Source organism: Polaromonas sp. A23 (genome assembly GCF_002001015.1).
Classification (GTDB): Bacteria; Pseudomonadota; Gammaproteobacteria; order Burkholderiales; family Burkholderiaceae_C; genus Polaromonas.
The window spans coordinates 127,166-153,872 of the sequence record NZ_MUNO01000005.1 but is presented as its reverse complement, the minus strand read 5'-3'; the positions used below and the strand labels follow the sequence as shown (position 1 = coordinate 153,872).

The 26,707-nt window shown below is 60.5% G+C and carries 25 protein-coding genes and 2 tRNA genes; 6 read left to right on the top strand and 21 right to left on the bottom strand.

Translation table 11 applies throughout. From position 1 onward, the window contains the following. Window positions 1-209: 209 nt before the first annotated feature. From B0B52_RS02200 to surE, 3 genes are all read right to left on the bottom strand, one after another. Window positions 210-1,037 (bottom strand): peptidoglycan DD-metalloendopeptidase family protein, encoded by an 828-nt coding sequence (locus B0B52_RS02200; RefSeq protein ID WP_139351786.1) that lies wholly within the window; start codon window positions 1,035-1,037, stop codon window positions 210-212. A 179-nt stretch (window positions 1,038-1,216) separates the two neighbouring features. Next, entirely contained in the window at window positions 1,217-2,080 is an 864-nt protein-coding gene (locus B0B52_RS02195) for a protein-L-isoaspartate(D-aspartate) O-methyltransferase (protein ID WP_174575462.1), read from the bottom strand. After that, window positions 2,077-2,898, bottom strand: a complete 822-nt coding sequence (surE, locus tag B0B52_RS02190; RefSeq protein WP_077591967.1) for a 5'/3'-nucleotidase SurE — start codon at window positions 2,896-2,898, stop codon at window positions 2,077-2,079. Before surE ends, B0B52_RS02195 begins: the two co-directional genes overlap by 4 nt. 362 nt (window positions 2,899-3,260) lie before the next feature. Between surE and B0B52_RS02185 the strand changes: the two genes are divergently transcribed. After that, entirely contained in the window at window positions 3,261-4,235 is a 975-nt protein-coding gene (locus tag B0B52_RS02185; protein WP_077591966.1) for an NADPH:quinone oxidoreductase family protein, read from the top strand. Window positions 4,236-4,350: 115 nt separating this feature from the next. Continuing rightward, window positions 4,351-4,791 carry a response regulator gene (locus tag B0B52_RS02180; RefSeq protein ID WP_077591965.1) on the top strand — a complete coding sequence of 147 codons (441 nt, stop codon included), beginning with the start codon at window positions 4,351-4,353 and terminating at the stop codon, window positions 4,789-4,791. A 341-nt stretch (window positions 4,792-5,132) separates the two neighbouring features. Here the strand turns inward: B0B52_RS02180 and B0B52_RS02175 are convergent. From B0B52_RS02175 to B0B52_RS02150, 6 genes are all read right to left on the bottom strand, one after another. Further along, window positions 5,133-5,208 (bottom strand) — tRNA-His (locus B0B52_RS02175). A 54-nt stretch (window positions 5,209-5,262) separates the two neighbouring features. Further along, a complete protein-coding gene (locus tag B0B52_RS02170) occupies window positions 5,263-7,173 on the bottom strand; it encodes a SurA N-terminal domain-containing protein (protein ID WP_077591964.1) in 1,911 nt (636 codons plus the stop codon). Window positions 7,174-7,263: 90 nt separating this feature from the next. Next, window positions 7,264-7,339, bottom strand: a tRNA-Val gene (locus B0B52_RS02165). A gap of 25 nt (window positions 7,340-7,364) precedes the next feature. Beyond that, window positions 7,365-7,637 (bottom strand): HU family DNA-binding protein, encoded by a 273-nt coding sequence (locus tag B0B52_RS02160; RefSeq protein WP_077591963.1) that lies wholly within the window; start codon window positions 7,635-7,637, stop codon window positions 7,365-7,367. Window positions 7,638-7,903: 266 nt separating this feature from the next. Next, window positions 7,904-9,004 (bottom strand): tartrate dehydrogenase, encoded by a 1,101-nt coding sequence (locus B0B52_RS02155; RefSeq protein ID WP_077591962.1) that lies wholly within the window; start codon window positions 9,002-9,004, stop codon window positions 7,904-7,906. After that, a complete protein-coding gene (locus B0B52_RS02150; RefSeq protein ID WP_077591961.1) occupies window positions 9,001-9,900 on the bottom strand; it encodes an alpha/beta fold hydrolase in 900 nt (299 codons plus the stop codon). The genes B0B52_RS02155 and B0B52_RS02150 overlap by 4 nt, the downstream gene beginning before the upstream one ends. Before the next feature lie 74 nt (window positions 9,901-9,974). Here B0B52_RS02150 and B0B52_RS02145 point away from each other — a divergent pair, with 74 nt between their 5' ends. Further along, a complete protein-coding gene (locus B0B52_RS02145) occupies window positions 9,975-10,928 on the top strand; it encodes a LysR family transcriptional regulator (protein WP_077591960.1) in 954 nt (317 codons plus the stop codon). Between the two features lie 17 nt (window positions 10,929-10,945). On the opposite strand, the gene B0B52_RS02140 is transcribed toward B0B52_RS02145, so the two are convergent. The 3 genes from B0B52_RS02140 to uvrC form a co-directional block, all read right to left on the bottom strand. Continuing rightward, entirely contained in the window at window positions 10,946-11,854 is a 909-nt protein-coding gene (locus B0B52_RS02140) for a DMT family transporter (protein WP_077591959.1), read from the bottom strand. Further along, window positions 11,851-12,417 carry a CDP-diacylglycerol--glycerol-3-phosphate 3-phosphatidyltransferase gene (gene pgsA / locus B0B52_RS02135; RefSeq protein WP_077591958.1) on the bottom strand — a complete coding sequence of 189 codons (567 nt, stop codon included), beginning with the start codon at window positions 12,415-12,417 and terminating at the stop codon, window positions 11,851-11,853. Before pgsA ends, B0B52_RS02140 begins: the two co-directional genes overlap by 4 nt. Before the next feature lie 128 nt (window positions 12,418-12,545). Next, window positions 12,546-14,453 (bottom strand): excinuclease ABC subunit UvrC, encoded by a 1,908-nt coding sequence (uvrC, locus tag B0B52_RS02130; protein WP_077591957.1) that lies wholly within the window; start codon window positions 14,451-14,453, stop codon window positions 12,546-12,548. Window positions 14,454-14,491: 38 nt separating this feature from the next. Between uvrC and earP the strand changes: the two genes are divergently transcribed. The 3 genes from earP (at window position 14,492) to B0B52_RS02115 (ending at window position 17,288) form a co-directional block, all read left to right on the top strand. Then, on the top strand, window positions 14,492-15,616 hold the full coding sequence (gene earP / locus B0B52_RS02125; RefSeq protein ID WP_077591956.1) for an elongation factor P maturation arginine rhamnosyltransferase EarP: 1,125 nt from the start codon (window positions 14,492-14,494) through the stop codon (window positions 15,614-15,616). Window positions 15,617-15,794: 178 nt separating this feature from the next. Then, the gene (efp, locus tag B0B52_RS02120; protein WP_077591955.1) at window positions 15,795-16,349 is read left to right on the top strand and encodes an elongation factor P; all 555 of its coding nucleotides are present in this window, start codon (window positions 15,795-15,797) and stop codon (window positions 16,347-16,349) included. Between the two features lie 75 nt (window positions 16,350-16,424). Then, window positions 16,425-17,288 carry a TIGR00730 family Rossman fold protein gene (locus tag B0B52_RS02115; RefSeq protein WP_077591954.1) on the top strand — a complete coding sequence of 288 codons (864 nt, stop codon included), beginning with the start codon at window positions 16,425-16,427 and terminating at the stop codon, window positions 17,286-17,288. 210 nt (window positions 17,289-17,498) lie between these two features. Here B0B52_RS02115 and B0B52_RS02110 read toward each other — a convergent pair whose 3' ends face one another. From B0B52_RS02110 to B0B52_RS02070, 9 genes are all read right to left on the bottom strand, one after another. Next, on the bottom strand, window positions 17,499-18,659 hold the full coding sequence (locus tag B0B52_RS02110; protein WP_077591953.1) for an MFS transporter: 1,161 nt from the start codon (window positions 18,657-18,659) through the stop codon (window positions 17,499-17,501). A gap of 79 nt (window positions 18,660-18,738) precedes the next feature. Then, window positions 18,739-20,088: a DNA recombination protein RmuC gene (locus tag B0B52_RS02105; RefSeq protein ID WP_077591952.1), complete on the bottom strand. Its 1,350-nt coding sequence runs from the start codon at window positions 20,086-20,088 to the stop codon at window positions 18,739-18,741. 9 nt (window positions 20,089-20,097) lie between these two features. Then, window positions 20,098-21,084 (bottom strand): D-glycerate dehydrogenase, encoded by a 987-nt coding sequence (locus B0B52_RS02100; RefSeq protein WP_077591951.1) that lies wholly within the window; start codon window positions 21,082-21,084, stop codon window positions 20,098-20,100. A 27-nt stretch (window positions 21,085-21,111) separates the two neighbouring features. Further along, window positions 21,112-22,521, bottom strand: a complete 1,410-nt coding sequence (locus B0B52_RS02095; protein WP_077591950.1) for a sodium:proton antiporter — start codon at window positions 22,519-22,521, stop codon at window positions 21,112-21,114. A 57-nt stretch (window positions 22,522-22,578) separates the two neighbouring features. Next, window positions 22,579-23,766, bottom strand: a complete 1,188-nt coding sequence (gene pncB / locus B0B52_RS02090; RefSeq protein ID WP_077591949.1) for a nicotinate phosphoribosyltransferase — start codon at window positions 23,764-23,766, stop codon at window positions 22,579-22,581. 171 nt (window positions 23,767-23,937) lie between these two features. Beyond that, the gene (locus B0B52_RS02085) at window positions 23,938-24,288 is read right to left on the bottom strand and encodes an FKBP-type peptidyl-prolyl cis-trans isomerase (protein ID WP_077591948.1); all 351 of its coding nucleotides are present in this window, start codon (window positions 24,286-24,288) and stop codon (window positions 23,938-23,940) included. Between the two features lie 231 nt (window positions 24,289-24,519). Next, the gene (locus B0B52_RS02080) at window positions 24,520-25,176 is read right to left on the bottom strand and encodes a nitroreductase (RefSeq protein ID WP_077591987.1); all 657 of its coding nucleotides are present in this window, start codon (window positions 25,174-25,176) and stop codon (window positions 24,520-24,522) included. A gap of 41 nt (window positions 25,177-25,217) precedes the next feature. After that, window positions 25,218-25,664, bottom strand: coding sequence for a thioesterase family protein (locus tag B0B52_RS02075; RefSeq protein ID WP_077591947.1), 447 nt, complete (start codon window positions 25,662-25,664; stop codon window positions 25,218-25,220). Next, window positions 25,627-26,619, bottom strand: coding sequence for an NAD(P)H-binding protein (locus tag B0B52_RS02070; RefSeq protein WP_077591946.1), 993 nt, complete (start codon window positions 26,617-26,619; stop codon window positions 25,627-25,629). Before B0B52_RS02070 ends, B0B52_RS02075 begins: the two co-directional genes overlap by 38 nt. Window positions 26,620-26,707 lie beyond the last annotated feature (88 nt).

The following is a 26,707-nucleotide window of genomic DNA, read 5'->3' as shown; positions in this document are numbered from 1 at the left end:
GCTTGCGTCCTTAAAACAAGGGCTGCAGGCCTATTTGGCACATAAGAACGGGGTTAAGCCCAAGTTTGGAGGTATTCATCGCAATGCGCTTCGTCGAGCGCCAGCTGGCCCAGCGCAATTCGCCTTGCGAGGCTCCCCTTCAGAAGCGGGCAACAAAAAGGGAGCCATGCGCAGCAGGCTCCCCCTTGGACATCACCACGGATGTCAGCTTACTTGGCAGGAAGAAACTTTGACGGATCTACCGGCTTGCCCTGGCGGCGGATTTCAAAGTGCAGCTTCACACGGTCAGCGTCGCTGGCGCCCATCTCTGCAATTTTCTGGCCCTTGCGCACCGACTGGTCTTCCTTGACCAGCAGCGTCTGGTTGTGCGCATAGGCCGTCAGGAAAGTGTTGTTGTGCTTGAGGATGATCAGGTTGCCATAGCCGCGCAGGCCGGCGCCGGCGTAGACCACGCGGCCGTCGGCCGAAGCCATGATGGGATCGCCGGCCTTGCCAGCGATATCCATGCCTTTGTTTTTTGCCTCGTCAAAGCCGGCCAGCACCGGGCCTTGCGCCGGCCAGATCCACGCGACCTCTTCGTCACTGCCTGAGCCCGCGGCGGGTGCAGAAGCCGCTGGTTTGGCAGCGCTGGCAGACTGGGTTGGTGCGCTGGAAGCGGAAGCCGGGCCGGTGGCTGCGGGCGTGGCCGAGCCAGAGGTCACGGGCCGGGCCACGGCGACGGAGGTTTCGACCGGCGGCGCCACACGCAGCACCTGGCCTACTTCAATCAGGTTCGGGTTTTCAAGATTGCTCCAGCGCCCGATGTCGCGCCAGTTCTGGCCTGTGTCCAGGCCAATGCGGATCAATGTGTCCCCGGGCTTGACCGTGTAATAACCTGGCTTGCCTGCGTTTTCATAGCCGGGCAGCAACTTGGGGTCAACAACCGCCGGCGCGGGACGCCCCATGCCGGCCCCACGATCTTCCACCGGCGCACGGCCACCGCTGCGGGTTCCGCAGGCTGCCAGCAGCAAAACGGAAGTAGCCAGCAGGCAAGACATGAGCAGACGGCCCGCCCGCTTTTGAGGGCGACGCGATTGATAGGCCGAAGAGAGAGAGGCTGCCATGGCTAACCCTGCTTGTTCATTCATTGCTTGATTCACCTTTTACAACTGCTGCGTGTCAATGTGGAAATTCAGCTGCGCCGTCGGCGCCATGAATGCTTTGGGTTCACGGTGGTTCAGCTGGTTCCCGATTTTAAAGGTACAAAGTGAACAGCCTCCAAAACAGTCTGTGTAACACCCTGTGGCGTCTTGTCCAGTACCACCAGCGCCTGGGCGCCTCCAGCCACATGCATGGGCGCCACCAGGCGCCCGCCGACAGCCAGTTGCTCGACCCAGGCCGGCGGAATGGCCTCGCCGCCCGCGGCAGCCACGATGGCCGCATAAGGCGCCCCCTTGGCATAACCCGCCATGCCGTCACCAAACAGCAGGTGCACGTTGGCCAGCCGGAAGACGCGCAGGTTCTCACGTGCCTTCTCGTGCAGGCCGCGCAGTCGCTCGATGCTGTAGACCTCACGGGCGAGCTCGCTGAGCACTGCCGCCTGGTAGCCGCAACCGGTACCGATTTCCAGCACACGGCCGAGCTTGCCGCCAGAACCCGCAGCGCCCTGGCGCAGCAACTCAAGCATGCGGGCCACCACATTGGGTTTTGAAATCGTCTGCCCCAGCCCGATAGGCAGGCTGGTGTCTTCGTAGGCCTGGTTGACCAGCGCGGTATCAACGAAGCGATGGCGTTCGACATGCCCCATGGCGGCAAGCACCTGCGCATCCGAAATTCCCTGCGCTGCAAGCTTTTGCACCATGCGCGCACGAACCGCTTTTGAATCCAGTCCGACGCCGCCGGGAACCACGGCTTTGACCTGTTTTTTGGAGTCAATAATGCCTGTAGCCCTTTCCGGATGGGCGCGACCAGCTACCTTTTTTGTAGCGGATGGCGTGCCCGCATCGGGTTCCAGACGAACCGGGAAACCGGGCCGTTTGGCGGCCACAGGCGAAACCGGCTTGGCGGAAGAACTGAAAGGCGGCTTCACCGGAGGCTTCATGCCGCCTGCACCGCGTTCTGCCCCGGTACCTGGTGAACGCTCTGCGTCAATTTGGCGGCCATCTGGGCCCAGTAGGGCAGGCGCTCATGGTCTGTGAGGTCCACCTGCAACGGCGTGATGGAGATGAAGCGCTGCCGAGTGGCAAAAAAATCGGTGCCCTCGCCCTCTTCCTTGGCCGGGCCGGCACCACCTATCCAGTACATGGTCTCGCCGCGCGGGCTGGTCTGCGTGATCACGCGCTCCGCAGCATGGCGCCGACCCAGCCGGCAAACCTTGAAGCCCTGGATCTGTTCATCGGGCAGGTTGGGAATGTTCACATTGAGCAGCCAGGGCGCCACAGTGGGTTGCGCACCTTCGGCAATCTTTTCGAGCGAAGGCATGAGTTGCTGCACCAGATCACGCGCGCGCCGGCCGGCGACGTCGATATGAGCCCAACCTTTTTCGGTTTGTGAAAAGGCAATCGAAGGGATGCCGAACAGGTAACCCTCCATGGCGGCCCCTACGGTGCCGGAGTAAATCGTGTCGTCGCCCATGTTGGCGCCGTTGTTGATGCCGGAAACCACCAGATCGGGCCGGTAACCCAGCAGGCCGGTGAGCGCAATATGCACGCAGTCGGCCGGTGTGCCGTTGATGTAGCGAAAACCGTTGGCGGCCGTCTGCACATACATCGGCGAATGCAGGGTCAGCGCATTCGATTTCGCGCTGTTGTTCTGCTCTGGAGCGACCACTTCAACGTCTGCAATGTCCTTGAGTGCTTCGTAGAGGGCGATGATGCCGGAGGCTTGGTAACCGTCGTCGTTGCAGATCAGGATTTTCATGGATTGATTTTAGGGCTTTAGGGAAGCGCTGAATAAGTCCTTGCGGATGTGCGGCAGCCGGATCGGGATGGGATGCAAGGCGAATGTCACAGCCAATAGCTGGCTATTGGCAAGAAATTCAACGCAGCAGATCGCCCGAGCCCGGCTGATCGCGCGCCGCAGGGGACTTGTTCAGCGCTTCCTCAGGTCTCTAGGGTGACAAACGACGCCGTTTTCGAGCGCAACCTCCCTATCATTCATTACCCCCACGTTTTTCACTTCGTGTAATGCTCTGCCCCCCGAGGGAGCTATTTTTCCTAGGGGCGGCTCGTCGGAAAAATGATTGCAGTTTGCGCCGCGACAACCAATAACGGAGACCCCTTATGCATGCCTGGCTTTGCGAAAACCCCACCGGCGTTGATGCCCTGCAATGGAAAGAGCTGCCCACGCCCCAACCCGCTGCTGGTGAAGTGCTGATCGAGATCAAAGCCGCCAGCCTGAACTTCCCCGACCTGCTGATCGTCCAGAACAAATACCAGATCAAGCCGCCATTGCCCTTTGTGCCCGGCTCCGAATACGCCGGCGTGGTCCAGGCCGTCGGAGAAGGTGTCAAGCATCTGAAGGTCGGCCAGAACGTGGCCTGCCTCTCGGGAACCGGCGGCTTTGGGACTCACACCATTGCACCCGCGGCCCTTTGCATGCCCCTGCCTGACGGGTTTCCTTATGTTGACGCTGCAGCCTTCATCATGATCTACGCCACGTCGCACCATGCGCTGGTGGACCGCGCGCAGCTCAAGGCCGGCGAGACGGTGCTGGTACTGGGCGCGGCAGGTGGTGTCGGTACCTCCGCCATCCAGATCGCCAAGGCCATGGGTGCCACAGTGATTGCAGCCGCGTCCACCGACGAAAAATGCGCCCTGTGCAAATCCATTGGCGCCGATTCCACCATCAACTACAGCACAGAGAACCTGCGCGAAGCCATCAAGGCACTCACCGGCGGCAAGGGGCCGGACGTGATTTATGACCCCGTAGGCGGCGACTTCGCCGAACCGGCCTTTCGCTCCATCGCCTGGCGCGGCCGTTACCTGGTGGTGGGCTTTGCGTCGGGGCCCATCCCCTCGCTGCCACTGAATCTGACACTGCTCAAAGGCGCCTCCATCGTTGGCGTGTTCTGGGGAGGTTTCGCCAAAAATGAACCCAAAGCCAGCGCCGCAGCCATGGCCGAACTGGCGCAGTGGTATGCACAGGGCAAGATCAAGCCCGTCATCGACCGCACCATGCCCATGGCCGACCTCAAGGCGGCCTACGCCCACATGGGCTCACGTGGCGTCAAGGGCAAACTGGTGATGGTGAACTGAGCAGTACCCATTTATGCGCTGCAGCAATGGTAATTTCGCACAACAATCGAATCAACACATTTAGTTACATGGAGTGCTTTAGGCGTATATTGAATTTTCTTACCAAGGGGAAAGTATGAACGCCTCAACCATGCTTGTCGTGGAAGACAATCCGGACCACCTTGAATTGACCTTGGCCACTTTGGAGCAAAACGAAGTGCCTCACCACATCGTGGTCGCCCGTGATGGCCTGGAAGCCCTGGATTACCTGTTTTGCCAAGGCCCTTATTGCGATCGCAATCCGGATGAACAGCCCGAACTGGTCCTGCTGGACCTGGGACTTCCCAAAATAAATGGCCTGGAAGTCTTGCGACGCATGCGTGAGGACTCCCGCACCTTCTTCGTGCCTGTTGTCATGCTGACCTGCGCCAACGAACAGTCTGACGTCATACTCGCCCTTAAAGGGGGGCTCAACAGCTATATCTCCAAACCCCTGGAACTCGAAGAGTTTGAATCCAGGCTGGAAGAAATACGCGAGTACTGGCGGACTTCCAACCTCGCCCCCTTGGGCCACTGAGTCGTCCACATTCCCCGAGATCGCGCCCCGCTGCCGTGGGGTTCTTCTCCTGACAGTGGGGCGGTGCTCGCAGCTTGCGTAATTTTTCGGGTCGTCCAGAGTCAATAGACATCCTGTCCGGCGATTCAAGTGTGAGGGCTGCCGCCGGATCTGTTTCCCGCGTTTGGAGATGCTGCGGCAAAAGCCCTCGGCCGCTGATCTCGAACCTTCGCCAGGATTCGGCACATCCACCGCGGCACGACATTACTACGATTACTACGCCGCTTTTGCAAGCGCACAAGCATTGCTTTCAATCCGGGCACAAAAAAGCCCGGGTTGAAAGCCGGGCTTGAGATGTTATTTGGGGTGGCTGATGGGGCTCGAACCCACGACAACAGGAATCACAATCCTGGACTCTACCAACTGAGCTACAGCCACCGAAGCGTCGAATTATACCGGTAACCGCCTGCCTTGTTGCAGGCTCATGCCGCTTTATGCGCCGGCTTTCGCCGCGACGGGACGCGTCACCTTGATGTCTGCCTTGAAACGCTCTTTCAAAACATTGAAATAGGCCAGGCTTTCCGCGGAAGTCCACCATTCGGTGTACTGCCCCTGCTCCTGCAGGGCAAGGGCTGGCGCTTGTTCAGGTCGCGCCAATACCTTGAGGACTTTGACAATGGCATAGCCCTGCGTGCCGAGATCCACACCCAGCAGCACGGGCAGCGCCGATGCGTCTGCGCTCAAAGTAGCGCCAACGATGGACGTGGGCAGCTTCTGCGTCTGATCGCGTGAAATAAGGACCGCCGCCGGCATTGCAGCCGTCGCCGGGCTGGCTTTCCATGCGGCGAGTTTTTCGGCGCCTTCCTTGCGGGCCATTTCGGCGCCGAGTTGCAGCTGCAGGGCAGCACGCACCCGGTCCCGGATTTCAGCCAACGGCAGCGTCCTTGCGGCCGTGTATTGGGTGATTCGGCCCGATACAAGGACACTGGGTCCGGCTTCCAATGCCTCGGTATTGCGCTTCTTCTCGATCGCATCGGGAGAAAACAGGGCATTGAGAAATTTCGGGTTGGCCAACACGCCGGTGGCTCCCGCCGCGGGTACACGCGTCAGCTTTGCTGCTGTTTTGACTTCCAGCTTCAAGCGGTCCGCGATAGGGCGGAGGCTGTCAGACTGCTCGTACACCGCGTTACTGAAAGTTTCGGCTGTTTCCGCAAATTTTTTCTGCGCAAGCTGCTGCTTCACTTCGGCCTCAAGACCGGGCTTCATCTCTTCGTAGCTTTTCTGTTTCGGCGCCTTGATGTCCGTCAGTTTGATGACGTGATAACCGAACTCGGATTCCACAACATCGCTCACGTCGCCCTTCTTCATTGCAAAAACGGCATCCGCAAAAGGCTTGACCATGGCATTGCGAGCAAAGAAATTCAGGTCACCCCCTGCAGGGGCAGAGCCGGTGTCCTGCGAATTTTTTCGGGCCAGATCTGCAAACGAATTAGGCTCTTTTTTCACCGCGGCGAGCAGCTGTTGCGCCTTTTCCTTGGCTTTTTCGCGATCTGCAGCAGGTGCAGAAGCCGGCGCCTCGATCAGGATGTGGCTGGCGCGCCGCTCTTCAGTACCTGCCAGTTGCTGCGCATTCTGTTCGTAATAAGTCTTCAGATCCTGTTCATTGACCGTGATGGTTTTCTTCACGGAATCCAGATCAAGCACCACATACTCAACACTGGCTTCTTCCGGCGCCTGGAACAGCGCTTGGTTGTCCTTGTAAAACTGCTCCAGCTGCGCATCGCTCAGGTTGACCCGAGAGGCATAGTCAGTGGCATTGAAACGGGCCACCTGGATTTCACGCTTTTCGAAAAAGGCGTTAAGCGAAACATCGGCTACAGCCTTCGAAGCGAAGCCAGTACCTGCAACACCAACCATGACCTGGCGGGTGGCAAGGTCTGCGCGCAAACGTGCTTCGTATTGCTCAGGCAACATGCCAGTCTGGGCAATAAAACCTGCCCGGTCAAACTTTCCGTCCGGCAATCTGAAAGCGGCGATGGCCTTGTCTTCGGCATACAGCCTTTGCAATTTCTGGTCGGCCACAACGAGACCTCCCTTTGCGGCCGCTGCTGCCAACACCCGGTCGCGAACAAGGCGCTCCAGCGTGCCGTAACGGGCTTCGGGCGAGTCCAGCAGTTTGATATCCAGCGTCGGCATGGAAGCCCTGAGGCGGTTAACCTCGTTCTGATGCGCCGCATCCCATTCCGGCTGCGTAATGTCCTTGCCGTCGACAACCGCAACGACTCCGCCATTTGCTTCTGAGCGACCGCTGCTGTTCATACCGACCAAAACAAAGGACGGAACAATCAGCAAAAACAGCAATGCCATCGTGACCTTGGTGTGCTTGCGAATGAAATCAAACATCTCGAATTTCCTGTGCGGCTGTCAATCGGCCATTTACGTTAAGCCATCAATGAAAAAGGCGAACATCTGTTCGCCTTTTTGTCCAGTCGGTGGTGGGTGCTGACGGGCTCGAACCGCCGACCTACGCCGTGTAAGGGCGCTGCTCTACCAACTGAGCTAAGCACCCCACCTCAACTTTTACTTCATGTGTTTCAGTTCAGTGCGTCCTTGAGCGCTTTGCCTGGACGGAACTTGGGCACTTTGGCTGCCTTGATTTTAATCGCATCGCCGGTACGCGGGTTGCGGCCTGTGCGGGCAGCACGTTTGCCCACTGCAAAAGTTCCAAAACCCACCAGAGACACAGAGCCTCCTTTTTTCAGGGTTGTTTTGACAGCAGCGATGGTTGACTCCAGTGCGCGCGTTGCGGCAGCTTTGGAAATATCAGCGTTTTTGGCAATGTGCTCGATCAGTTCAGTCTTGTTCACAAGGAGCCCCTCGTTGGTAATGAGTTAATCTGGTTGTCTCTTGAAATATCTCCCCGGGCATCTGTCAAAAGATGGCAGCAGGAGGCGGCATGTGCAGATCGTCTGCTGATTCCAATTAGAGCCATGGACTCCCATCGTGTCAATACAACATCAGATTTTTACAACGTGCGGTGGCGGATTCTAGCCCTTTTTTTCACGCTTTCCCGCCATATTCGTAAGCACACCCTGCATTTCAGCCACACCCGTCACATGCTGGACAAACCGTTTCAACCCAGTGCCGCAGCAATGGCTTTGCCTACATCGGTCGTGCTCGCAGTGCCGCCCAGGTCGGGCGTTCTGGGCGCACCACTTTTGGGAGCCAGTACTTTTTCTATGGCCGCGAGAACCGCATCGTGCGCATTTTTATGTCCCAAAAATTCCAGCATCATCGCGCCGCACCAGATCTGCCCGATGGGGTTGGCGATATTACGTCCTGCAATATCGGGCGCCGAACCATGCACGGGCTCGAACAGCGAAGGGAACTTGCGATCAGGATTCAGATTGGCACTTGGCGCAATGCCGATGGTGCCGGTGCAGGCCGGGCCGAGATCGCTGAGAATGTCGCCGAACAGATTGCTGGCAACGACCACATCGAAAAAGTCGGGGCGCTGGACAAAGTGCGCGGTCAGGATGTCGATGTGAAATTTGTCGAGCTTCAGGCCGGGATATCCTTTTGCCATCTCCACCACGCGTTCATCCCAGTAAGGCATGGAGAGGGAAATACCGTTGGACTTGGTCGCGCTGGTCAGGTGTTTTTTTGGACGCGACTGGGCCAGCTCAAATGCAAACTTGAGAACCCGGTCCACACCGATGCGTGTGAAAACTGATTCCTGCAGTACAAATTCACGCTCCGTTCCCGGGAAGGCCCTGCCGCCGATGCTGGAGTATTCGCCTTCGGTGTTTTCGCGCACGATGTAAAAATCGATCTCACCGGCTTCGCGCGCCGAGCCATCGCGCCGCACAACCGGCGCAATGATGCCGGGCATCAGGCGGGCCGGCCGCAGGTTGATGTACTGGTCGAACTCGCGGCGGAAGAGCAGTAGCGAACCCCATAGCGACACATGGTCCGCAATTTTGTCGGGCCAACCCACGGCGCCGAAATAAATCGCGTCATGTCCGCCGATCTGGTCCTTCCAGTTGTCCGGCATCATCTGGCCGTGTTTCTCGTAGTAGTCCCAGCTCGAAAAATCGAAATGGTCAAACTGCAGGTCAATGCCGAATTTCGAAGCGGCCGCTTCCATCACGCGGATGCCTTCGGGCATCACTTCCTTGCCGATGCCATCGCCGGCGATGACCGCAATTCTCTTTTTGCCGGTGCTCTTGCTCATGTCTGTTTTCCTTGGGTTGAGGGTTTGAAAAAATCAAGGGCTTGCGCCAGCAGCAGCGACGGCGCTTCTTCCGCAACATAGTGTCCGCAGGGCAGACACAGGCCTGACACATCCATGGCACGCGCGCGCCACAAATCCAGCACATCAAAACACTGGCCGACGGCGCCATGTTCGCCCCAGAGCACACGCAGAGGCTGCGTCAGCTGCCGTCCTTCTGCCACGTCGGTGCGGTCATGCAGCAGATCGACCGTTGCCGAGGCCCGGTAGTCTTCACAGATGCTCACGGCCGTCCCGAGAATCCGGACACAACGCTCGTACTCAGCCAGCGCAGCCGGTATAAAAGCGTCAAGACCCGCATGGCGCTTGCCCATCACACTGCGCAGATAGCGCACTGGGTCGGACTCAATCAGTGCTTCGGGCAGCGGCGGCGGCTGAATCAAAAAGAACCAGTGCCAGTAGGCGCGGGCAAAAGCCTCCGAGGTGTTTTCGTACATGGCCAGCGTGGGGGCAATGTCCAGCAACATCAACCGTTGGACAGCGGCAGGATGATCGGCCGCCAGCCGGTGCGCGACCCGTGCACCGCGGTCGTGTGCCAGCACCTGAAAAGTATCGAAGCCATGGTGCTGCATCACAGCCAACGCGTCCATGGCCATCTCACGTTTCGAATAAGCCAGGTGGCCGGCGTCTGCAGGCGGGCGGCCGGAATCACCATAACCGCGCAAATCCATCATGACCACCGTGAAGTGCCTGGCCAGTTCGGGCGCCACCGCATGCCACATCGCATGGGTTTGTGGGTGGCCATGCAACAGCAGCAGCGGTGCACCCTGCCCGCCCTTGCGGCCATGCAGAAAAACTGCCCCGCGGCCGGCTTCGAAAGTCTCGAAAGCTTCAAACATGCAGCGATTGTGATTGCCAATCTCTGCCGAATCAAGAAATAATCATCGAATTGATTATTCTGAAATTGGAAATTATGGAACGTGCAGACCTGGCCCTGGTGGTCGCGATTCAACAGCATGGCAGTCTGGTGGCGACAGCGGACGCACTTCAGATGGCGCCTTCCGCCGTGACCAAACGCCTGGCACAGTTGGAGGCCGAACTTGGCCTGCTGCTGTTTCAGCGCACAACGCGGCGGGTGGCTGCCACTCTGGAAGGTGAGTTGCTGTGCGAGCGTGCACGGGCCATGCTGGCCCAGTTCGATGCGCTGGAGCAGTCGCTGCAGGAACGCAAATCGGAAGCTTCGGGATTGATTCGCCTGGCGGCCACTTTCGGCTTCGGCCGCATCTGGCTGGGTCCGGTGCTGGCGGAGTTTCAGGCCAGGCATCCTGCCATCCAGATTCAGCTGCAGCTTTATGAACAGTTGCCGGATCTGTCTGCGGAAGGTTTTGACGGCGCCGTGTGGCTCTGGTCACCCCGGCCACAGCGCGCCGCCGAGTGGACGGCGCGCAAGCTGGCCAGCAACCAGCGGGTGGTGGTGGCGGCACCCGCCTATGTGCGCAAACACGGCAAACCGGCCACGCCCGCGGAGCTGGCGCAACACAACTGCCTGATTGCACGCGAAAACGAGCGCCAGTTTGACACCTGGCACCTGCAGACGATGCGCGGCACGCGCAGAAAAGCCTCAAGTGCTACAGATACCCTTTCCGACCAGCGTGTTCGCGTGCAGGGAACACTGTCTTCCAACTCGGGCGAACTGGTGCGCGACTGGTGTTTGCAGGGGCGCGGCGTGATGCTCAGAAGCCTGTGGGACGTGCAACCTCAGCTCGATTCCGGCAAGCTGGTGCGATTGCTGCCTGAATACGCCATGCTGGATGCCGACATCCAGTGGCTGGCGCCCTATCGGTCGCAAACACCGAAGCGGGTGCGCCTGCTGATTGATTGCCTCGCAGAAAAATTCAGGCATGAGCCCTGGCGCGCCCCCGCCTGAGGGCAAAACACCGCGCTTCAGGCAGCCCTGGCCCCGTTGCGCACCACCAGCCAGACACCCAGGGCCGTCAACGCCGTTCCCAGCACCGTCACCACCGTGATAGCTTCACCGAACAACAGCCAGGCCATCAGCGCGGTGGTGGGCGGCACCAGGTAGAGCAGGCTGGTCACGGCGGTCGCAGCACCGCGCTGGATCAGCATGTAGAGCAGTGAGCTGCCGCCCAGCGTGAGCGCCAGCACCGACCACGCCAGCGCCCCCACGAACTCTGCCGTCGGCACCACCGGCTCGGTTTCCATCCAGGCGAACGGCAAGCTCACCAGCAAGGCGGCACCCAGCTGGATGGCGTTGGCACTGCGCACATCGGTCTGCGCGACAAAGCGCTTCTGGTACAGGGTACCAACGGTGATGCTGAGCAGGGCAAACACCGCAAAAGCCAGGGTAACGGGGGTGGCCTCATTGCCCGCGCCAAATTTGCGCGACACCACCAACAGCAATCCAGCCAACCCGAGCGCCAGGCCCAGCCACTGGCGCGCGCTGACGCGGTTGTCGCTCTGACTGCTATCGCCCATGCGTGAAACCCAGACAGCCGTCAGCACGGGCTGCAGGCCAACGATCAATGCCGTCAGGCCCGAGCCCATGCCGCCCTTGATGGCCGACCAGACACCGCCGAGGTAGCCTGCATGAATCAGGATGCCGGTGACACCCAGGTGCAGCCACAGCGCCCCGCTGCGCGGCCAGGCCACACGCGCGATGGCAATCCAGACCAGGAAGCAAGCCAGCGACAGCGCATAACGGATGGCCAGAAAGCTCAAAGGCGGCGCATAAGGCAAGCCGTATTTGGCAACGATAAAACCGGTGCTCCAGATCAGCACAAACACGGCGGGCATCGCCCTGATCAGGGCGCCGGGGGACGCAGGCGCGGTCATTTAGCCCGCGCGCGGATTTCAGGAATGGCTTTTTTAAGGTAATAGGCCATGGACCAGACTGTCAGGATGGCAGACAGCCAGATCAGCCAGGTGCCCCAGACGTTGGTATTGACGATGCCGAACAGGATGCCGTCGAACAGCAGGAAGGGAATCGCCACCATCTGCACGGTGGTCTTGACCTTGCCCAGCATGTGCACCGCCACGCTTTTGGTGGCACCTATCAGTGCCATCCATTCACGCAATGCGGAAATGGCGATCTCGCGCCCGATGATGATGAGCGCCACAAACACATCGGTGCGCTGCAAGTGCACCAGCACCAGCAGAGCGGCGCAGACCAGGAACTTGTCGGCCACCGGATCGAGAAAGGCGCCGAAGGACGAGGTCTGGTTCAACCTGCGCGCCAGGAAGCCATCCAGCCAGTCGGTGGCGGCGAAGACCACGAACATGATGGTCGCAATCAGGTTCTGGCTGGCCGGTGTTATGTCGAGGTAGAAAATGCCCACGATCAGAGGAATCGCAACAATGCGGGTCCAGGTCATCAAGGTGGGTATGGTCAGGAACATTAGCTGATTTTGACATGCCCCATGGCGGTGCAACCGGGACGACCCGGAGCAGCCCCCAAATACCGTTGCTTTACCGCTGCTTTCCCGCTGCTCCGTGGCGCAAATACATCTCACCCCGCCACCAAGGCTCAGTGCAGCGCGCGGTAGATTTCCTCCGCCAGTTCGCGGGAAATGCCTTCTACCGTGGCAATGTCCTCCGCACTGGCCGAACTCACGCCGCGTATGCCGCCAAAACGCTGCAGCAGGTTGGCGCGCCGCTTCGGGCCGATGCCGGCGATGTCTTCCAGGCGGCTGGCACCCACACGCACCTTGGCGCGCCGGGCGCGCATGCCGGTGATCGCGAAACGGTGGGCTTCGTCACGGATCTGGGCAATCAGCATCAACGCGGCCGAGTCGCGGCCCAGGTAAACCTTTTCGCGTCCGTCCGCGAACACCAGTTCCTCGAGCCCTACCTTGCGGCCCTCGCCTTTTTCCACACCGGCAATCAGGCCGAGGTCGAGGCCCAGTTCCTCGAACACCTCGCGCGCCATCGACACCTGGCCCTTGCCGCCGTCGATCAGCACCAGATCGGGAAGGCGGGCCGTGTTGTTGCGCGCTGCTTCGGCGAGTTTGCTGTAGCGGCGCATCAGCACCTGCCGCATGGCCGCGTAGTCATCGCCCGGCGTGATGCCCTCGATGTTGTAGCGCCGGTATTCGGCGCTCTGCATCTTGTGGCCATGGAACACAACGCACGAAGCCTGGGTGGATTCGCCCGCCGTGTGGGAGATATCAAAACATTCAATGCGCAAGACGTCGAGCTTGTCGATCGACAAGTCCAGCGCCTCGGCCAGCGCACGGGTGCGGGCCTGCTGCGAGCCCTGCTCGGCCAGCAGTCGGGCGAGCTGCAGGTCGGCATTTTTCTGCGCCATTTCGAGCCAGATGCGGCGCTGCTCGCGCGGCTGGTGAATCGCCGTGACCTTGTTGCCGGTCTGCATGACCAGCGCGGCTATCAGATCCTTGTCGACTGGCTCGCTGCAGACCAGCACGGGCGGCACCGGCACACCGACATAGTGCTGGGCAATAAAGGCTTCCAGCACCAGGGCTTCCAGGCTTTTGGTTTTGCCGGGCAACACGCCCTCCCCGCCTTCCGTGCTGTCTTCGTCCAGCGCAGCCAGGTCGACGGCGTGCTCGACATGGGTGGGGAAATACGCTCTGTCGCCAAGATGCCGGCCGCCGCGCACCATCGCCAGGTTCACGCACGCTTTGCCGCCATGCATCTTCACCGCCAGGATGTCCACGTCCTTGTCGCCACCGGTTTCCATGGACTGCTGGTGCAACACCTTGGACAGCGCCGAGATCTGGTTGCGCAGTTCGGCCGCCTGCTCGAACTCCAGCTTTTCCGCATGGCCGCGCATCTGTTTTTCCAGTTCGGTCAGGATGTCTTCAGCCTGCCCTTGCAGGAAGCGCTCGGCGTTCGCCACATCAAGTGCGTATTGCTCGGGTGTCACATGGCCAACGCAGGGCGCGGAACAGCGCTTGATCTGGTACAGCAGGCAGGGCCGCGTGCGGTTGTTGAACACCGTGTCTTCACAGGTGCGCAGCTTAAAGACCTTTTGCAGCAGCAAAATGGTTTCCTTCACCGCCCAGGCACTGGGGTAAGGCCCGAAGTAGCGGTGCTTTTTCTCCACCGAGCCGCGGTAATAGGCCACGCGCGGAAAACTGTGCGACGCCAGCTTGAGGTAGGGATAACTCTTGTCGTCCCGGAACAGGATGTTGTACTTCGGGTTGAGCGTCTTGATCAGGTTGTTTTCGAGCAGCAGCGCCTCGGCCTCGGAGCGAACCACCGTGGTTTCCATGCGCACGATCTTGGTCACCATGTGGCCGATGCGCGTGCCGCCATGGTTTTTCTGGAAGTAGCTTGATACGCGCTTCTTCAGGTCGCGCGCCTTGCCGACATAAAGCACCGCGCCTTCGGCATCGAAATAGCGGTAAACGCCCGGCATGGCCGGCAGCGCCGCGACTTCGCTGAGCAGTTGGGGATCAAATTCGTGGGTCATGCATATGCCTGGATAGCCGTATTGTGGACAATCCCGGGATGGATCATCGCCCGCAATGGGACATTTTTTGCAAAGTCATCGACAACCATGGCGACATCGGTGTCTGCTGGCGCCTCAGCGCCGAACTGGCCGCGCGCGGCCAGCGCGTGCGGCTCTGGGTCGACGATGACTCCGCCCTGCAGTGGATGGCACCTGAAGGTTGCGACGATGTCACTGTGCTGCCCTGGCTGGAGCCGCTGGGCATGAACCTCGTGCGCCTTGATGCCGCGCCCTGTGATGTGCTGGTGGAGGCTTTCGGCTGCGAGATTGCTCCTGAATTCATAGCTGCCTGCTCAGAAGGTACGGGAGCTACAGGCCAAAAACCTGTATGGATCAACCTCGAATACCTGTCCGCAGAGCCGTATGTGGAGCGTTGCCATGCCATGCCTTCACCGGTGCTGCGCGGGCCGGCCGCTGGCTGGACCAAGTGGTTCTTCTACCCCGGGTTCACCCCGGCGACCGGGGGCTTGCTGCGCGAAGCAGCACTGCCGGCGCGCCAGGCAGCTTTCGACCGCGAGGCCTGGCTGGCCGGCTGCGGCATCCCGTGGAAGGGAGAAACGCTGGTGTCGCTGTTCTGTTACGAACCCCCTGCCCTGGCACAGTTGCTGGAGCATCTGGCGGAGCTCGGCACAAGTTCGGCGCCGGTCCGGCTTCTCGTGACGGCAGGCCGTGCCACCAGCGCCGTCAGGGCCATTGCCAATGATCAAAAGTGGCTCCAGCCAAATCAGGACGGGCGCCAGCAACTATCAATTTCATACCTTCCCTGGCTCAGCCAGAGCGAGTTTGACCATCTGCTCTGGGCCTGCGACCTCAACTTTGTGCGGGGAGAAGACTCGGTGGTACGCGCACTCTGGGCTGGCCGGGCCTTCATCTGGCAGATTTACCCCCAGGCCGATCAGGCCCACCTGCCCAAGCTGGAAGCCTTCCTGGACATGCTGGAGGCGCCCCCTACGCTGCGGCATTTTCACCAGGTGTGGAACAGCCTGCCGGGCGAATTACCGGCACCCGACCTGCTGCTGTGGTCGGACTCCACCCGTGCAGCGCGCCAACGCCTGCAAAACCAGACCGAACTGGCAACGCAGCTGCTGGACTTTGTCATGCGCAAACGCCTGGCCCCGGCATGAGCTGCCGCCCGCAAACAACAGGCACCGTAGCCTGGCCCGGGAGCAGGATTTCTGGCGGCTGACAAAAAAACGCTAAAATACAGGGCTTTGCACGGCCCCCTTGGGCCATGCCGCACTCCCGCCGCGGACTCGCATCATCCCAGACGCATGGGCGGCCAACTCACTACTAGAAACTGTTATGAAAATCGCTCAAGAAATACGCGCTGGTAACGTCATCATGCACGGCAAGGACCCGATGGTCGTGCTCAAAACCGAATACAGCCGCGGCGGCCGCAACTCCGCCACCGTGCGCATGAAGCTCAAAAGCCTGATCGCCAACTTCAACACCGAGCAAGTGTTCAAGGCCGACGACAAGATTGACCAGGTCATCCTGGACAAGAAGGACTGCACCTACTCCTACTTCGCCGACCCGATGTACATCTGCATGGACGCCGAGTACAACCAGTACGAAGTCGAAGCTGAAAACATGGGTGACTCGCTGAATTACCTGCAAGACGGCATGGAACTCGAAGTCGTGTTTTACGACGGCAAGGCCATCTCGGTCGAGCTGCCCACCAGCGTCAACCGCGAAATCACCTGGACCGAGCCAGCTGTCAAAGGCGACACGTCCGGCAAGGTGCTCAAGCCCGCCAAACTTGCCACAGGCTTTGAGATCGGCGTGCCGATTTTTGTGGCGCAGGGCGACGTTGTTGAAATCGACACGCGTACCGGCGAATACCGCAAACGCGTCTGACCCGCACATCTGACATTCCGTTAAAAAGGCTCCTGACGGAGCCTTTTTGCATCCCAAAACTCTCAACCACGGCTTATGGAACAAACAGACGATCACACTGGCAGACGGCTCGCTGACGCCTGGGCTGAATTGCAGTCGCACGCCGACAAAGGCAACCCGCTGGACGCCAACGCGTACCGGCTGGCCTTTGCCGACCCTGAATTTTTACTGCGCCGCGAGACCCGCGGTATTCGCTTCCAGCTGGAGATGTTGAAGCCGGACATGGAACAGCAGGCCCAGGGCATAGAAAACACCATCGTGGTTTTTGGCAGCGCCCGCTTTCCGGCACCGGAGCAGGCAGAGGAAAGCCTGAAGCTGGCCCGTGAATCAGGGGATCCGCAGGCCCTGGCATTGGCCGAACGGCAGGCGCGTAACGCCCGCTTTTACGATCAGGCTCGCCTCTTTTCACGCCTGGTTGGCGCTTACAGCAAACCCAGGCCTGCGCAGGAGCAGCTCTTTGTCTGCACCGGCGGCGGCCCGGGCATCATGGAGGCAGCAAACCGCGGGGCGCAGGAGATGGGCGTACCCACAGTGGGCCTCAATATTGCCCTGCCCCACGAACAAGGCTCCAACCCCTATGTCACCCCGTCGCTGAGCTTCAAGTTTCACTACTTCGCGCTGCGGAAAATGCATTTCATGATGCGGGCCAAAGCTTTGGTGGCTTTTCCGGGCGGGTTCGGTACCCTCGACGAACTGTTCGAGGTGATGACACTGGTACAGACGAACAAGGCCAAGCCGGTACCCATCATCCTGTTCGGCTCGGACTACTGGAAGCGCCTGATCAACTTCGACGTGATGATCGAGGAAGGCGCGATATCCCCTGAAGATCTCAAGTTGTTCCAATATGTCGATGATCCCCAGGATGCCTGGGATGCGATCAAGACGTTCTACCAGTTGTAGCCCTAGGTAAAGGCCTCCACGGTCGCTCACTACGTGTAGCTCCCGAGGCCTTGCAGGCCGCGGCTCGCGAGACGCTTCGCCTCTGTCGCCTGTCCAAACCTGCGCAGGCAGGTTTGGAGCCGCAGGCTCCAGCCCCTCTGGGGGCGCTGCGCCTGCGGACCGGCAAAGCCGGATCCGCGGCCCCTGCTTGATTGAAGTCTCCCCGCGTCACTAATCCCTGAGCAGCCACGCTGCACGTGCGCCAGCACCCACGACCGCCCCTGTAGCCCAGAACACGCCGGCAATGCCGATCACGGCGCCGAGGGTACCGAACAGCATGGGCATCACCACGCTTGACGCGTTGATGGCCATCAAGCGAAGGCCCAGTGCTTCGCCGTGCCGTGCTTCTGGCGTGATCTGGTGCAGCATGCTCATGATCATGGGCTGCACGGTGCCCAAGGCAAAACCCAGCAGGACGGAGCAGACACCCATGCCAAGCGCCGTGCCCATGAATGGATAGACCGCAAACAGCGCGGAGGTGACGAGCATCGCCCCCACCAGCACACGCCACTCGCGCAGGTGCGCGGCCAGCAGCGGCATCATCATGCGGATAGCGGCCGCTGCCACGGCAAATGCGCCCAAGATGGAGCCGATGACCGAAGCGCTGATACCTTTTTCGAAGCCCAGCACCGGCACCACGAAGGTGTGCACATCCCAGCAGGAAGACAAGAACCAGTTCACCAACATCAGCCGGCGGAAGGTGGGTTCGCGCAGCAGGCCCCAGGCATTGGGCGGCGCGCTGCCCGGCACTGCCAGCATAGGCGGCAACTCGCGGGTGGGCCGCACCAGCAACCAGCAGGCCAGCGGCAGCACGGCCATCAGGAAAAACGCAGCCCGGTAACCGGTCGTGCTATTGGGCAAAGCGCCCGCGTGGTCGATCAGCAGGCCCGCGGTGAACGGGCCGAGAAAATTGGACACTGCAGGGCCGATCGACAACCAGCTGAATACACGCCGCAATTGCAACGCACCGACTGCCGCGCGCCCCACATGACGCTGCAGGGAAATGACTGCCGCGCCGGTGGCCCCACCGGTCAGCAATGCCGCCAGGCACAGAACCGGGAACACCGGAAAGGCCACTGCCAAACCTGCGCCCAGCATGGCAGCCATGACGCTGTAGCCGATGGGGCGTTTGAGGCCATGGCGATCGGCAAACCGGCCCGCCGGCAGTGCGAGAAAAACCTGCGTCAGGGCAAACAGCGCCAGAAGCACACCGACTGCCGCCGGGCTATACCCCTCACGCAGCGCGAGCAGCGGCGCCGCCATGCGGGTGCCGGCCATACAAGCATGAAGGCAAACCTGGGCCAGAATCAGACGGGCCAGTTCAGGTGTCATGAATAGTAGTCAAATCAAGCTCTAGCCCTTATTCCACGGGCGCAAGCAGCTATCAAATCAGAAGCATCTTCAAAAATCGTCACTCGTCCGGCATATCGATGTCAGCCACCGGCGGCAGCAGCACCTGGCTCTCGGCATCAGGCAGGGCTTCAACCTTGCGCAGGGCCAGGCGCATCTGTTTGGCGCGAGTGTCGGCCTTGTCCAGCGTGTCGGAGGCCTTGGCCACCTGCTCCTTGATGCGCGCGACCCATTCACCATAGCGCTCGAACTCTGTCTTGACGGCCCCCAGCACTTTCCAGACTTCGGATGCCTGCTGCTCCAGGGCCAGCGTACGGAAACCCATGTGCAAGCTGTTGAGCATGGCCAGTAGCGTCGTCGGGCCGGCCAGCGTCACGCGGTGCTGGCGCTGAATGGCATCCATCAGGCCGGGCCGACGCAACACCTCGGCGTAGAGGCTTTCAACCGGCAGGAAGAGGATGGCGAAGTCGGTGGTGTGCGGCGCAGCTAAATAGTTCTCGGCGATCGATTTTGCTTCGCTGCGAATGCGCACCTCCAATGCCTTGCCGCACGCTTCAACGGCCACGGGATCGACCCGCTCATGCGCATCCAGCAGGCGTTCATAGTCATCGCGCGGGAATTTCGCGTCAATCGGCAGCCACACCGGTGATCCGTCGTCACCGCGGCCTGGAAAGCGGATCGCAAAATCCACTCGCTGGCCGCTGCGTGGCTTGGTTTCGACCTGCTTGGCGTACTGGTCGGCGGTCAGCACCTGCTCGAGCAGGGCTTCGAGCTGCACCTCGCCGAACATGCCGCGGGTCTTGACGTTGGTCAGCACACGCTGCAGGCTGCCCACGCCGACCGCCAGCGACTGCATCTCGCCCAAGCCTTTATGCACCTGCTCGAGCCTGTCGGCCACCTGCTTGAAGCTTTCGCCCAGGCGTGTTTCGAGCGTGGTCTGCAACTTCTCGTCCACGGTCTTGCGCATTTCGTCGAGCTTGGCCGCGTTGGTTTGCTGCAGCTGCGCGAGCTGCTGCTCCAGTGTCTCGCGCACTTCCACCATGCGTCTGGCGTTTGACTCGCTGAGCGATTGGAGCTGGGTGCTAAGAGTGTCAGAGAGCGTTTTCTGCAGCAGGGTCAGCTGCTGCGCAAATGCGTCGATTTGCGTGTTCTGCGTACGGATGGCTTCGGCGCTTTGCTGCACCAGGGTTTGCTGAAAGGTCGCAAATGTGCCGGCGAGCTCCTGTCGGCCGCTGCGTGCGCTGTCGGTGATTTCGCGGCGCAACTCTCTCTCGAGCTTGTCGTTGCCAGCCGCAAGGCCGGCCAGCAATTCTTCCCGGCCGCTTGCAGGCTTGCGCAGCAGCAGCCAAACCAGCAAAAGCAGGTTGGCGAGTAAAAGAGAGAGTACCAGCCAGGCTTGGAGGGAATCCATATCTGCTATTTATTTCGTAGCTAGTACCGCTGGATTCAAAGGGGTCAGCGGCTTGTTTTCCTTGAAGAATCCGATCAGGTTGTCGGCGGCCAGCTTCGCCATGGCCAAGCGTGTGGGCACGGTGGCGCTTGCGATGTGCGGCGTCAGCACGACGTTGGGAACGGTGAGGAGATCAGGATGGACTTTGGGCTCTCCCTCGAACACATCCAGCCCCGCGGCAGCAATGCGCTTTTCGCGCAGAGCCACGGCCAGGGCTGCGTCGTCCACAATGCCACCACGCGCAATGTTGACCAGGGTCGCAGTCGGTTTCATCATAGCCAACTCTGAGGCACCAATCGTGTGGTGTGAGGCGGGCGAATACGGCAAGACCAGCACCACATGGTCAGCAGTTCGCAGCAGCTCTTCCTTGCTGGCGTAACTCGCCTTGCATTCGGCTTCCAGCGCGGCGTCGAGCCGCGAGCGGTTGTGGTAGATCACCTTCATGCCAAAGCCGTGCGCGCCGCGCTTTGCAATGCCCTGCCCGATGCGACCCATCCCCAGAATGCCAAGCGTGCTGCCGTGGACGTCGGAGCCGGCGAACATGTCAAAGCTCCATTTGGTCCACTTGCCCGCGCGCAGAAAATGCTCGCTCTCGCTGATACGCCGGGCTGTGGCCATGAGCAGGGCAAAGCCGAAGTCGGCTGTAGTTTCCGTCAGCACGTCGGGTGCATTGGTGGCCAGCACTCCTGCAGCCGTCATGGCATCCAAGTCAAAGTTGTTGTAGCCCACCGCCATGTTCGCGCAGATTTTCAGCCCGGGGCAGGCAGCCAGCACCTCGGCGTCTATGCGGTCCCCTCCCGTCGTGAACGCACCGTCCTTGCCTTGAAGTTTTTCAATCAGCTGCGATTTCGACCAGGACTCGTCCTGCTGATTGGCTTCAACTTCAAAGTGCCTCTCCAGATAGGTAATCATTTCGGGAAAGATCTCACGGGCGACGAGAATTTTTGGTTTGCTCATGGATGTTTTTTCGATGCCTGAATGAATTTACCGGAACCAGATGAAGGTCATCAGGATAAACAGGGGTATCAGCACCGCGCCCGACCATGCCATATAGCCAAAGAAACTGGGCATCTTCACGCCACGGTCTTCAGCGATGGCCTTGACCATGAGGTTGGGTGCATTGCCGATGTAGGTGTTGGCGCCCATGAACACCGCACCGGCTGAAATGGCGGCCAGCGTGGGCGCCAGGGTGGTCATCAATACCGCCGGGTCCCCCCCTGCGGTGTTGAAAAACACCAGGTAAGTCGGCGCGTTGTCCAGGAAGGAGCTCAAGGCACCCGCAGCCCAGAAGTACATCGCAGGATCTGGCTGTCCGTCTGGACGGGTCACGGCAGAAACCACGGCACCGAAAGGCCCACTGGTGCCCGCCTTGAGCATGGCTATCACCGGGATGATGGTCAGGAAAATGCCGGCGAACAACTTGGCCACCTCGGCCATTGGTCCCCAGGAGAACTGGTTGTCTTCATGAACCTTGTCCGCGGTGATCTTCAGGGACAGGAAGGTGATGGCAATCAGTCCGGCGTCACGCACCAGGCCGGGCAAGCCTACCTCGGTACCAAAAACATCGAAGGCCACGGTTGACTTCCAGATGCCACTGAGCAACACCAGGCCGGCCACACAGACCAGCAGCACAAAGTTGAGGCTGCCGTCAAACCCCAGACGCGGTGTGTCGGGGGTCGGGTCGACCGGCTGCACACCTTCCTTCTTGTAGTACCAGCTGTCAAGCAGATAAAAAATGACCAGCAGGCTACCGATCAGAAAAAGTGTTTCCGGAAAAATGTGCTTGACCGTCCAGAAGAAATCCACGCCCTTCAGGAAGCCGAGGAACAGTGGAGGATCCCCCAGGGGCGTGAGCGAGCCGCCGGCATTGGACACGATGAAAATAAAGAAGACAACAATGTGGGCGGAATGCTTGCGGTTGTCGTTGGCCCGGATCAGCGGCCGGATCATCAGCATGGACGCACCTGTGGTGCCCATGAAGCTGGCGAGCACGGCGCCAATGAGCAACAGACCCGCATTAAGCATGGGACTGCCGTGCAGATTGCCTCTGATGAAAATGCCGCCCGCCACCGTGAACAAAGCGGTCAGCAGGATGATGAAGGGAATGTATTCAGCCGCCAGCGCGTGCACGAGGCTGGTCCCGGCAAGCGCAGGGCCGAACATGAAGGCAAATGGGAGAAAAAAAGCCAGCGTCCAGGCTGCGGACACCTTGCCAAAATGTTGGTGCCAGAACGACGGCACCAACAGCGGCAGGACAGCGATCGAAAGGAGCAGCCCGGCAAACGGCACGCCCCAAAGCGGCGAAAGCCGGCTTCCATCAAAGTCGGCGGCCAGTGCCAGGCCTGGCGCCAAAAAAAACAGGGTCGCGGCTGCGGCCCAGCGTGAAGTTTTCATGGTGTCTCCATTGTTATTGCGGGCCCCGGTAGCGGCCGTTCACCCCTCATTATCAGGTCAGGCAATGTCAAAAACCTGACGCAGGTAGGCCAGGTATTTCTCGTCATCGCACATGTTCTTGGAGGGTGTATCCGAGAGTTTTGCCACCGGCTGGCCATTGCAGCGCACCATCTTGATGACGATCTGCAGGGGCTCGTACCCCAGGTCATTGGTCAGGTTGGTACCTATCCCGAAGGCCAGTTGGCAACGGCCCCTGAACTGCTGGTAGAGCTCGATGATTCGCGGCACCGTCAGCGCATCACTGAAGATCAGGGTTTTGGTTTTGGGGTCCACCCGGTTTTTGCGATAGTGCTCGATCAGGCGCTCACCCCAGGCAAAAGGATCACCGCTGTCGTGACGCGCGCCATCGAACAACTTGCAGAAATAGAGGTCGAAGTCGCGCAGGAAAGCGCTCATGCCGTAGACATCGCTAAGCGCAATGCCCAGGTCGCCGCGGTACTCCTTGGCCCAGGACTCGAAGCCAAACACCTGGCTGTCCCGCAGGCGCGGCCCCAGGGCCTGGCAGGCCTGCAGATACTCGTGGGCCATGGTGCCCAGCGGCGTCAGACCCAGCTTCATGGCGAACAGCACATTGCTGGTCCCGGCGAACTGCCCCTCGCTACCGGCGCCCAGGCGCGCAATCAGGGTACGCAGCACTTCTTCGTGCCAGGCCTGGCCAAAGCGGCGGCGCGTACCGTAGTCGGCAATCTTCAGGGTGGCCAGGCCTTCCGCTTTCAGCAGCCCGATCTTGGCGTCCAGGCGCTTGCGCCCTTCCATCACATCGGCGAGCTTCTGCGTGTTGCGGAAATAAACCTCATTGATGATGGCCAGCACCGGAATTTCGAACAGGATGGTGTGCAGCCACGGCCCTTCGATCACGACCTCGATTTCACCGGAAGGCAGTGCCTTCACGCTGACGTATTTTTCGTTGAGGCGGAACAGGCCCAGAAAGTCGACAAAGTCGCTTTTGATGAAACGCATGCCGCGCAGGTAAGACAGTTCGGCGTCCTGAAAATGCAGGCTGCACAGCGCGCGAATTTCCTCACGGATTTCGCGGATATAGGGCGCGAGATCACTCACCCCTGATGCACCGGCGTTGCGGCACTTGAAACGGTACTCGACCTGGGCGCCCGGAAACTGGTGCAGCACCACCTGCATCATGGTGAACTTGTACAGGTCGGTGTCAAGCAGGCTGGTGATGATCATGGTCGGGCACCTCCATAAATCCATTTTTTGGGCGAATTGCTTCGTTGCGCGGTGCTCGGAATCCTCATGCACCCAAGTGCATTCCGGTATCCTCCGCGCCGCGCGCCTTGCACTTCATCCCAAAAAACTGAATTTCTGGAAGTGCCCGGGCCGCGTGGAATCACAGAATACTTAACCCAGAAAATCGACTTCGAACAGCAGCGTGGCGTTCGGCGGAATCACGCCACCGGCGCCGCGGGCGCCATAACCGAGTTCGGCCGGAATCACCAGGCGGCGCGTACCGCCCACCGACATGCCCTGCACGCCTTCGTCCCAGCCCTTGATCACCTGACCCGCGCCAAGCGAAAACTGGAACGGGTCACCACGGTCCTTGCTGGAATCGAACTTGGCGCCCTGCACGCCATCGTTGTACAGCCAGCCGGTGTAATGCACGCGGACGTTCTGGCCAGCTTTTGCAATCGCACCGGTGCCAAGCACGGTGTCTTCGTATTGGAGGCCAGAGGGGGTGGTGGTCAGTGCCATAAAAGTCTTTCAAAAAATGGGGGGAAGATGCGCTTTTGCGCGAACCCCTGACTTTACCCGCAAGTGGCACTACGGAGGCACGTTCAGGAGGCGATAGAGCGCCAGCACGATGACAGACGTGCCCCCTCTTCATACAAGCAGGGGCCGCGGATCTGGCTTCGCCAGTCCGCAGGCGCAGCGGCCCCCTCGGGGGGCAGGAAGCGACACGAAGTGCGCGACCGTGGGGGCCTTTCATTCCAGCCAGGTCGTGAAGGCCTGCTGGCTCACGCGCGGCGTGCGGAAGGTATTGACCAGGGCTGTTTCGTCGGCATATCCCAACGCCATGCCGCACACCAGCATTTCGTCGTCGCCTGCACCAACGTGCGGCAGGATGATTTTGGCAAAGCCATTCCAGGCCGCCTGCGGACAGGTATGGAGCCCATGGCCGCGGGCAGCCACCATGATGTTTTGCATGAACATGCCGTAGTCCACCAAACTGCCGCGGCCCATCACGCGGTCCAGCGTGAACATCAGGCCAACCGGTGCATCGAAAAACCGGTAGTTGCGCTGGTGCTGGGCATGCATCTTGTCCTTGTCACCCTTGCCTATACCGAGCAGGCCGTAAAGGCCCCAGCCGTTTTCACGGCGCCGGTCGATATAGGGGGACACCCACTTTTCAGGGTAGTAGTCGTACTCTTCCCTGTATTCGGCCGCAAGCTCGGGATTGGCGCGGATGGCGTCATGGGCTGCACAAACCTTGTCCGCAAGGCTGTCGCGGCTGGCGCCCTGCAACACATACACCTTCCACGGTTGGGTATTGGTGCCAGAGGGCGCACGGCTGGCTATTTCCAGCAGATGCTCAAGAGTGGAACGCGGTACGGCTTTGGGCAGGAATGCGCGCGTTGACATACGGCTGTGGATGGCGGCATCCACAGCATTCAGGGCTTCGGTCACTTGAGGGTCTCCAATACAGTCAACAGCCGGGGCGGCAGGGGCACGGGGCGGCGCGTCTGCCGGTCAACATACACATGAATGAAATGGCCTTTGGCGGCGCTCAGGGCCTCGCTCTCCGGCCCGGCGAACAGCCCCACCTCGTAACGCACGCTGGACGAGCCCACGTGTGCCACGCGGATCCCCGCGACCACGGGTTGCGGAAAAGACAGGGGCGAAAAATAGTTGCACTGCGTCTCGATCACCAGCCCGATCACAGCGCCGTCATGGATGTCTATCGCGCCGGACTCGATCAGGTAGCCATTGACCGCCGTATCGAACCAGCTGTAATACACGACGTTGTTGACATGGCCATACACATCGTTATCGGACCAGCGCGTGCCGATGGGGCGAAAGATCCGGTAAGCGCTACGAGGCTCGGCTTGAGGACGTGTCGATGAGGTCATGAGGCCCTATTTTGCCAGCGCGCAAGGTGCCGGGCCCGCGGTCGCTTGCCGGCCTGATCGGACTGGGCGCCCGTCCCAGCAGTTCGGGCAGCCGGTTGGGCACGGGAACATTGTCCCGTTGCAGCAAAATCCAGTGACCGAAAGAAAACGGCGAAAAATGCAGCGCATCGCAGAGATGCGCGCCCAGGCGAGCCATCCAGTCGGGCAAGGGAAGCTGGAGCGCCCTGGAACCCGTGTAGCAGCTACGCAATTCGCGCAAATACTCGGCGTAGCCGTAGTGATGAACACCGCCCAGCTCGACGTCCCGGTGCCCGGCCAATGAAGGCAGGACAGCCAGCGCGGCGTACGCCTTTCCCAGGTCGTCGGCAGTCATCGCGGCAATGCCGCCGCGCGCGCCGCGGGGAATGAAGTGAAACGGGGAGCGCGACAGGCCGCGCAACCAGCGGGCGCCGAATCCTCCCTCGCCATCCAGCAGGGAAGGACGCACCAGGCTGTAGTCGCAGGCCGAAGCCCGTATGGCGCGCTCACCAAGCAGCTTGCTGGACAAAAAACGACTCCTGGCGCTCTCATGCAAACCGAGGGCAGACGTGTGGATCAGCCGTATGCCGGCTTGCGCACAGGCCACGGCCAGAGCAGCGGGCGCGCAGTGATGCACATGGTCGTAAGACTCATGCGGCCTCTGGCGCAGGATTCCCACGCAATTGACAACTACGTCGATATCTTCCAGCAGACCAGCCCATGCGCCTGGCTGCAGCAGCTGCTCGAAACGCGCAAGCCGCAAGGCAGCAAATGGATAGGCGCTTTCATGGCGCGTGGGGTGGCGGCTGCCTATCGCGACCAGCGCCCCTGCGGCATGCAGTGCCGCCACGGCATGGCGGCCGATGAAGCCGGTGCCGCCCAGCACCAGCACGCGGCCGGCGGGCTTTTTTTCCAGAGCGTCGGGGACAGGCGCCATGCTTTTTCTTGTGCTGCTGAGTTTTGTTCTTGTTCCTGGCCGTGACGGCCCTGGGGCAATGTAGCAGCTATCCCCTCATGCCCGCCCG

What these genes read in the sequence shown, in the direction of transcription:
- efp (WP_077591955.1), top strand. Translation starts at nt 15,795, where the DNA reads ATGAAAATCGCTCAAGAAATACGCGCTGGTAACGTCATCATGCACGGC.
- B0B52_RS02115 (WP_077591954.1), top strand. Translation starts at nt 16,425, where the DNA reads ATGGAACAAACAGACGATCACACTGGCAGACGGCTCGCTGACGCCTGG.
- surE (WP_077591967.1), bottom strand. Translation starts at nt 2,898, where the DNA reads ATGAAAATCCTGATCTGCAACGACGACGGTTACCAAGCCTCCGGCATC.
- B0B52_RS02145 (WP_077591960.1), top strand. Translation starts at nt 9,975, where the DNA reads ATGGAACGTGCAGACCTGGCCCTGGTGGTCGCGATTCAACAGCATGGC.
- B0B52_RS02195 (WP_174575462.1), bottom strand. Translation starts at nt 2,080, where the DNA reads ATGAAGCCTCCGGTGAAGCCGCCTTTCAGTTCTTCCGCCAAGCCGGTT.
- B0B52_RS02140 (WP_077591959.1), bottom strand. Translation starts at nt 11,854, where the DNA reads ATGACCGCGCCTGCGTCCCCCGGCGCCCTGATCAGGGCGATGCCCGCC.
- B0B52_RS02080 (WP_077591987.1), bottom strand. Translation starts at nt 25,176, where the DNA reads ATGTCAACGCGCGCATTCCTGCCCAAAGCCGTACCGCGTTCCACTCTT.
- pncB (WP_077591949.1), bottom strand. Translation starts at nt 23,766, where the DNA reads ATGATCATCACCAGCCTGCTTGACACCGACCTGTACAAGTTCACCATG.
- B0B52_RS02200 (WP_139351786.1), bottom strand. Translation starts at nt 1,037, where the DNA reads ATGTCTTGCCTGCTGGCTACTTCCGTTTTGCTGCTGGCAGCCTGCGGA.
- B0B52_RS02110 (WP_077591953.1), bottom strand. Translation starts at nt 18,659, where the DNA reads ATGACACCTGAACTGGCCCGTCTGATTCTGGCCCAGGTTTGCCTTCAT.
- earP (WP_077591956.1), top strand. Translation starts at nt 14,492, where the DNA reads ATGGATCATCGCCCGCAATGGGACATTTTTTGCAAAGTCATCGACAAC.
- B0B52_RS02075 (WP_077591947.1), bottom strand. Translation starts at nt 25,664, where the DNA reads ATGACCTCATCGACACGTCCTCAAGCCGAGCCTCGTAGCGCTTACCGG.
- B0B52_RS02105 (WP_077591952.1), bottom strand. Translation starts at nt 20,088, where the DNA reads ATGGATTCCCTCCAAGCCTGGCTGGTACTCTCTCTTTTACTCGCCAAC.
- B0B52_RS02150 (WP_077591961.1), bottom strand. Translation starts at nt 9,900, where the DNA reads ATGTTTGAAGCTTTCGAGACTTTCGAAGCCGGCCGCGGGGCAGTTTTT.
- B0B52_RS02170 (WP_077591964.1), bottom strand. Translation starts at nt 7,173, where the DNA reads ATGTTTGATTTCATTCGCAAGCACACCAAGGTCACGATGGCATTGCTG.
- B0B52_RS02095 (WP_077591950.1), bottom strand. Translation starts at nt 22,521, where the DNA reads ATGAAAACTTCACGCTGGGCCGCAGCCGCGACCCTGTTTTTTTTGGCG.
- B0B52_RS02085 (WP_077591948.1), bottom strand. Translation starts at nt 24,288, where the DNA reads ATGGCACTGACCACCACCCCCTCTGGCCTCCAATACGAAGACACCGTG.
- B0B52_RS02180 (WP_077591965.1), top strand. Translation starts at nt 4,351, where the DNA reads ATGAACGCCTCAACCATGCTTGTCGTGGAAGACAATCCGGACCACCTT.
- B0B52_RS02185 (WP_077591966.1), top strand. Translation starts at nt 3,261, where the DNA reads ATGCATGCCTGGCTTTGCGAAAACCCCACCGGCGTTGATGCCCTGCAA.
- B0B52_RS02155 (WP_077591962.1), bottom strand. Translation starts at nt 9,004, where the DNA reads ATGAGCAAGAGCACCGGCAAAAAGAGAATTGCGGTCATCGCCGGCGAT.
- uvrC (WP_077591957.1), bottom strand. Translation starts at nt 14,453, where the DNA reads ATGACCCACGAATTTGATCCCCAACTGCTCAGCGAAGTCGCGGCGCTG.
- B0B52_RS02100 (WP_077591951.1), bottom strand. Translation starts at nt 21,084, where the DNA reads ATGAGCAAACCAAAAATTCTCGTCGCCCGTGAGATCTTTCCCGAAATG.
- B0B52_RS02070 (WP_077591946.1), bottom strand. Translation starts at nt 26,619, where the DNA reads ATGGCGCCTGTCCCCGACGCTCTGGAAAAAAAGCCCGCCGGCCGCGTG.
- pgsA (WP_077591958.1), bottom strand. Translation starts at nt 12,417, where the DNA reads ATGTTCCTGACCATACCCACCTTGATGACCTGGACCCGCATTGTTGCG.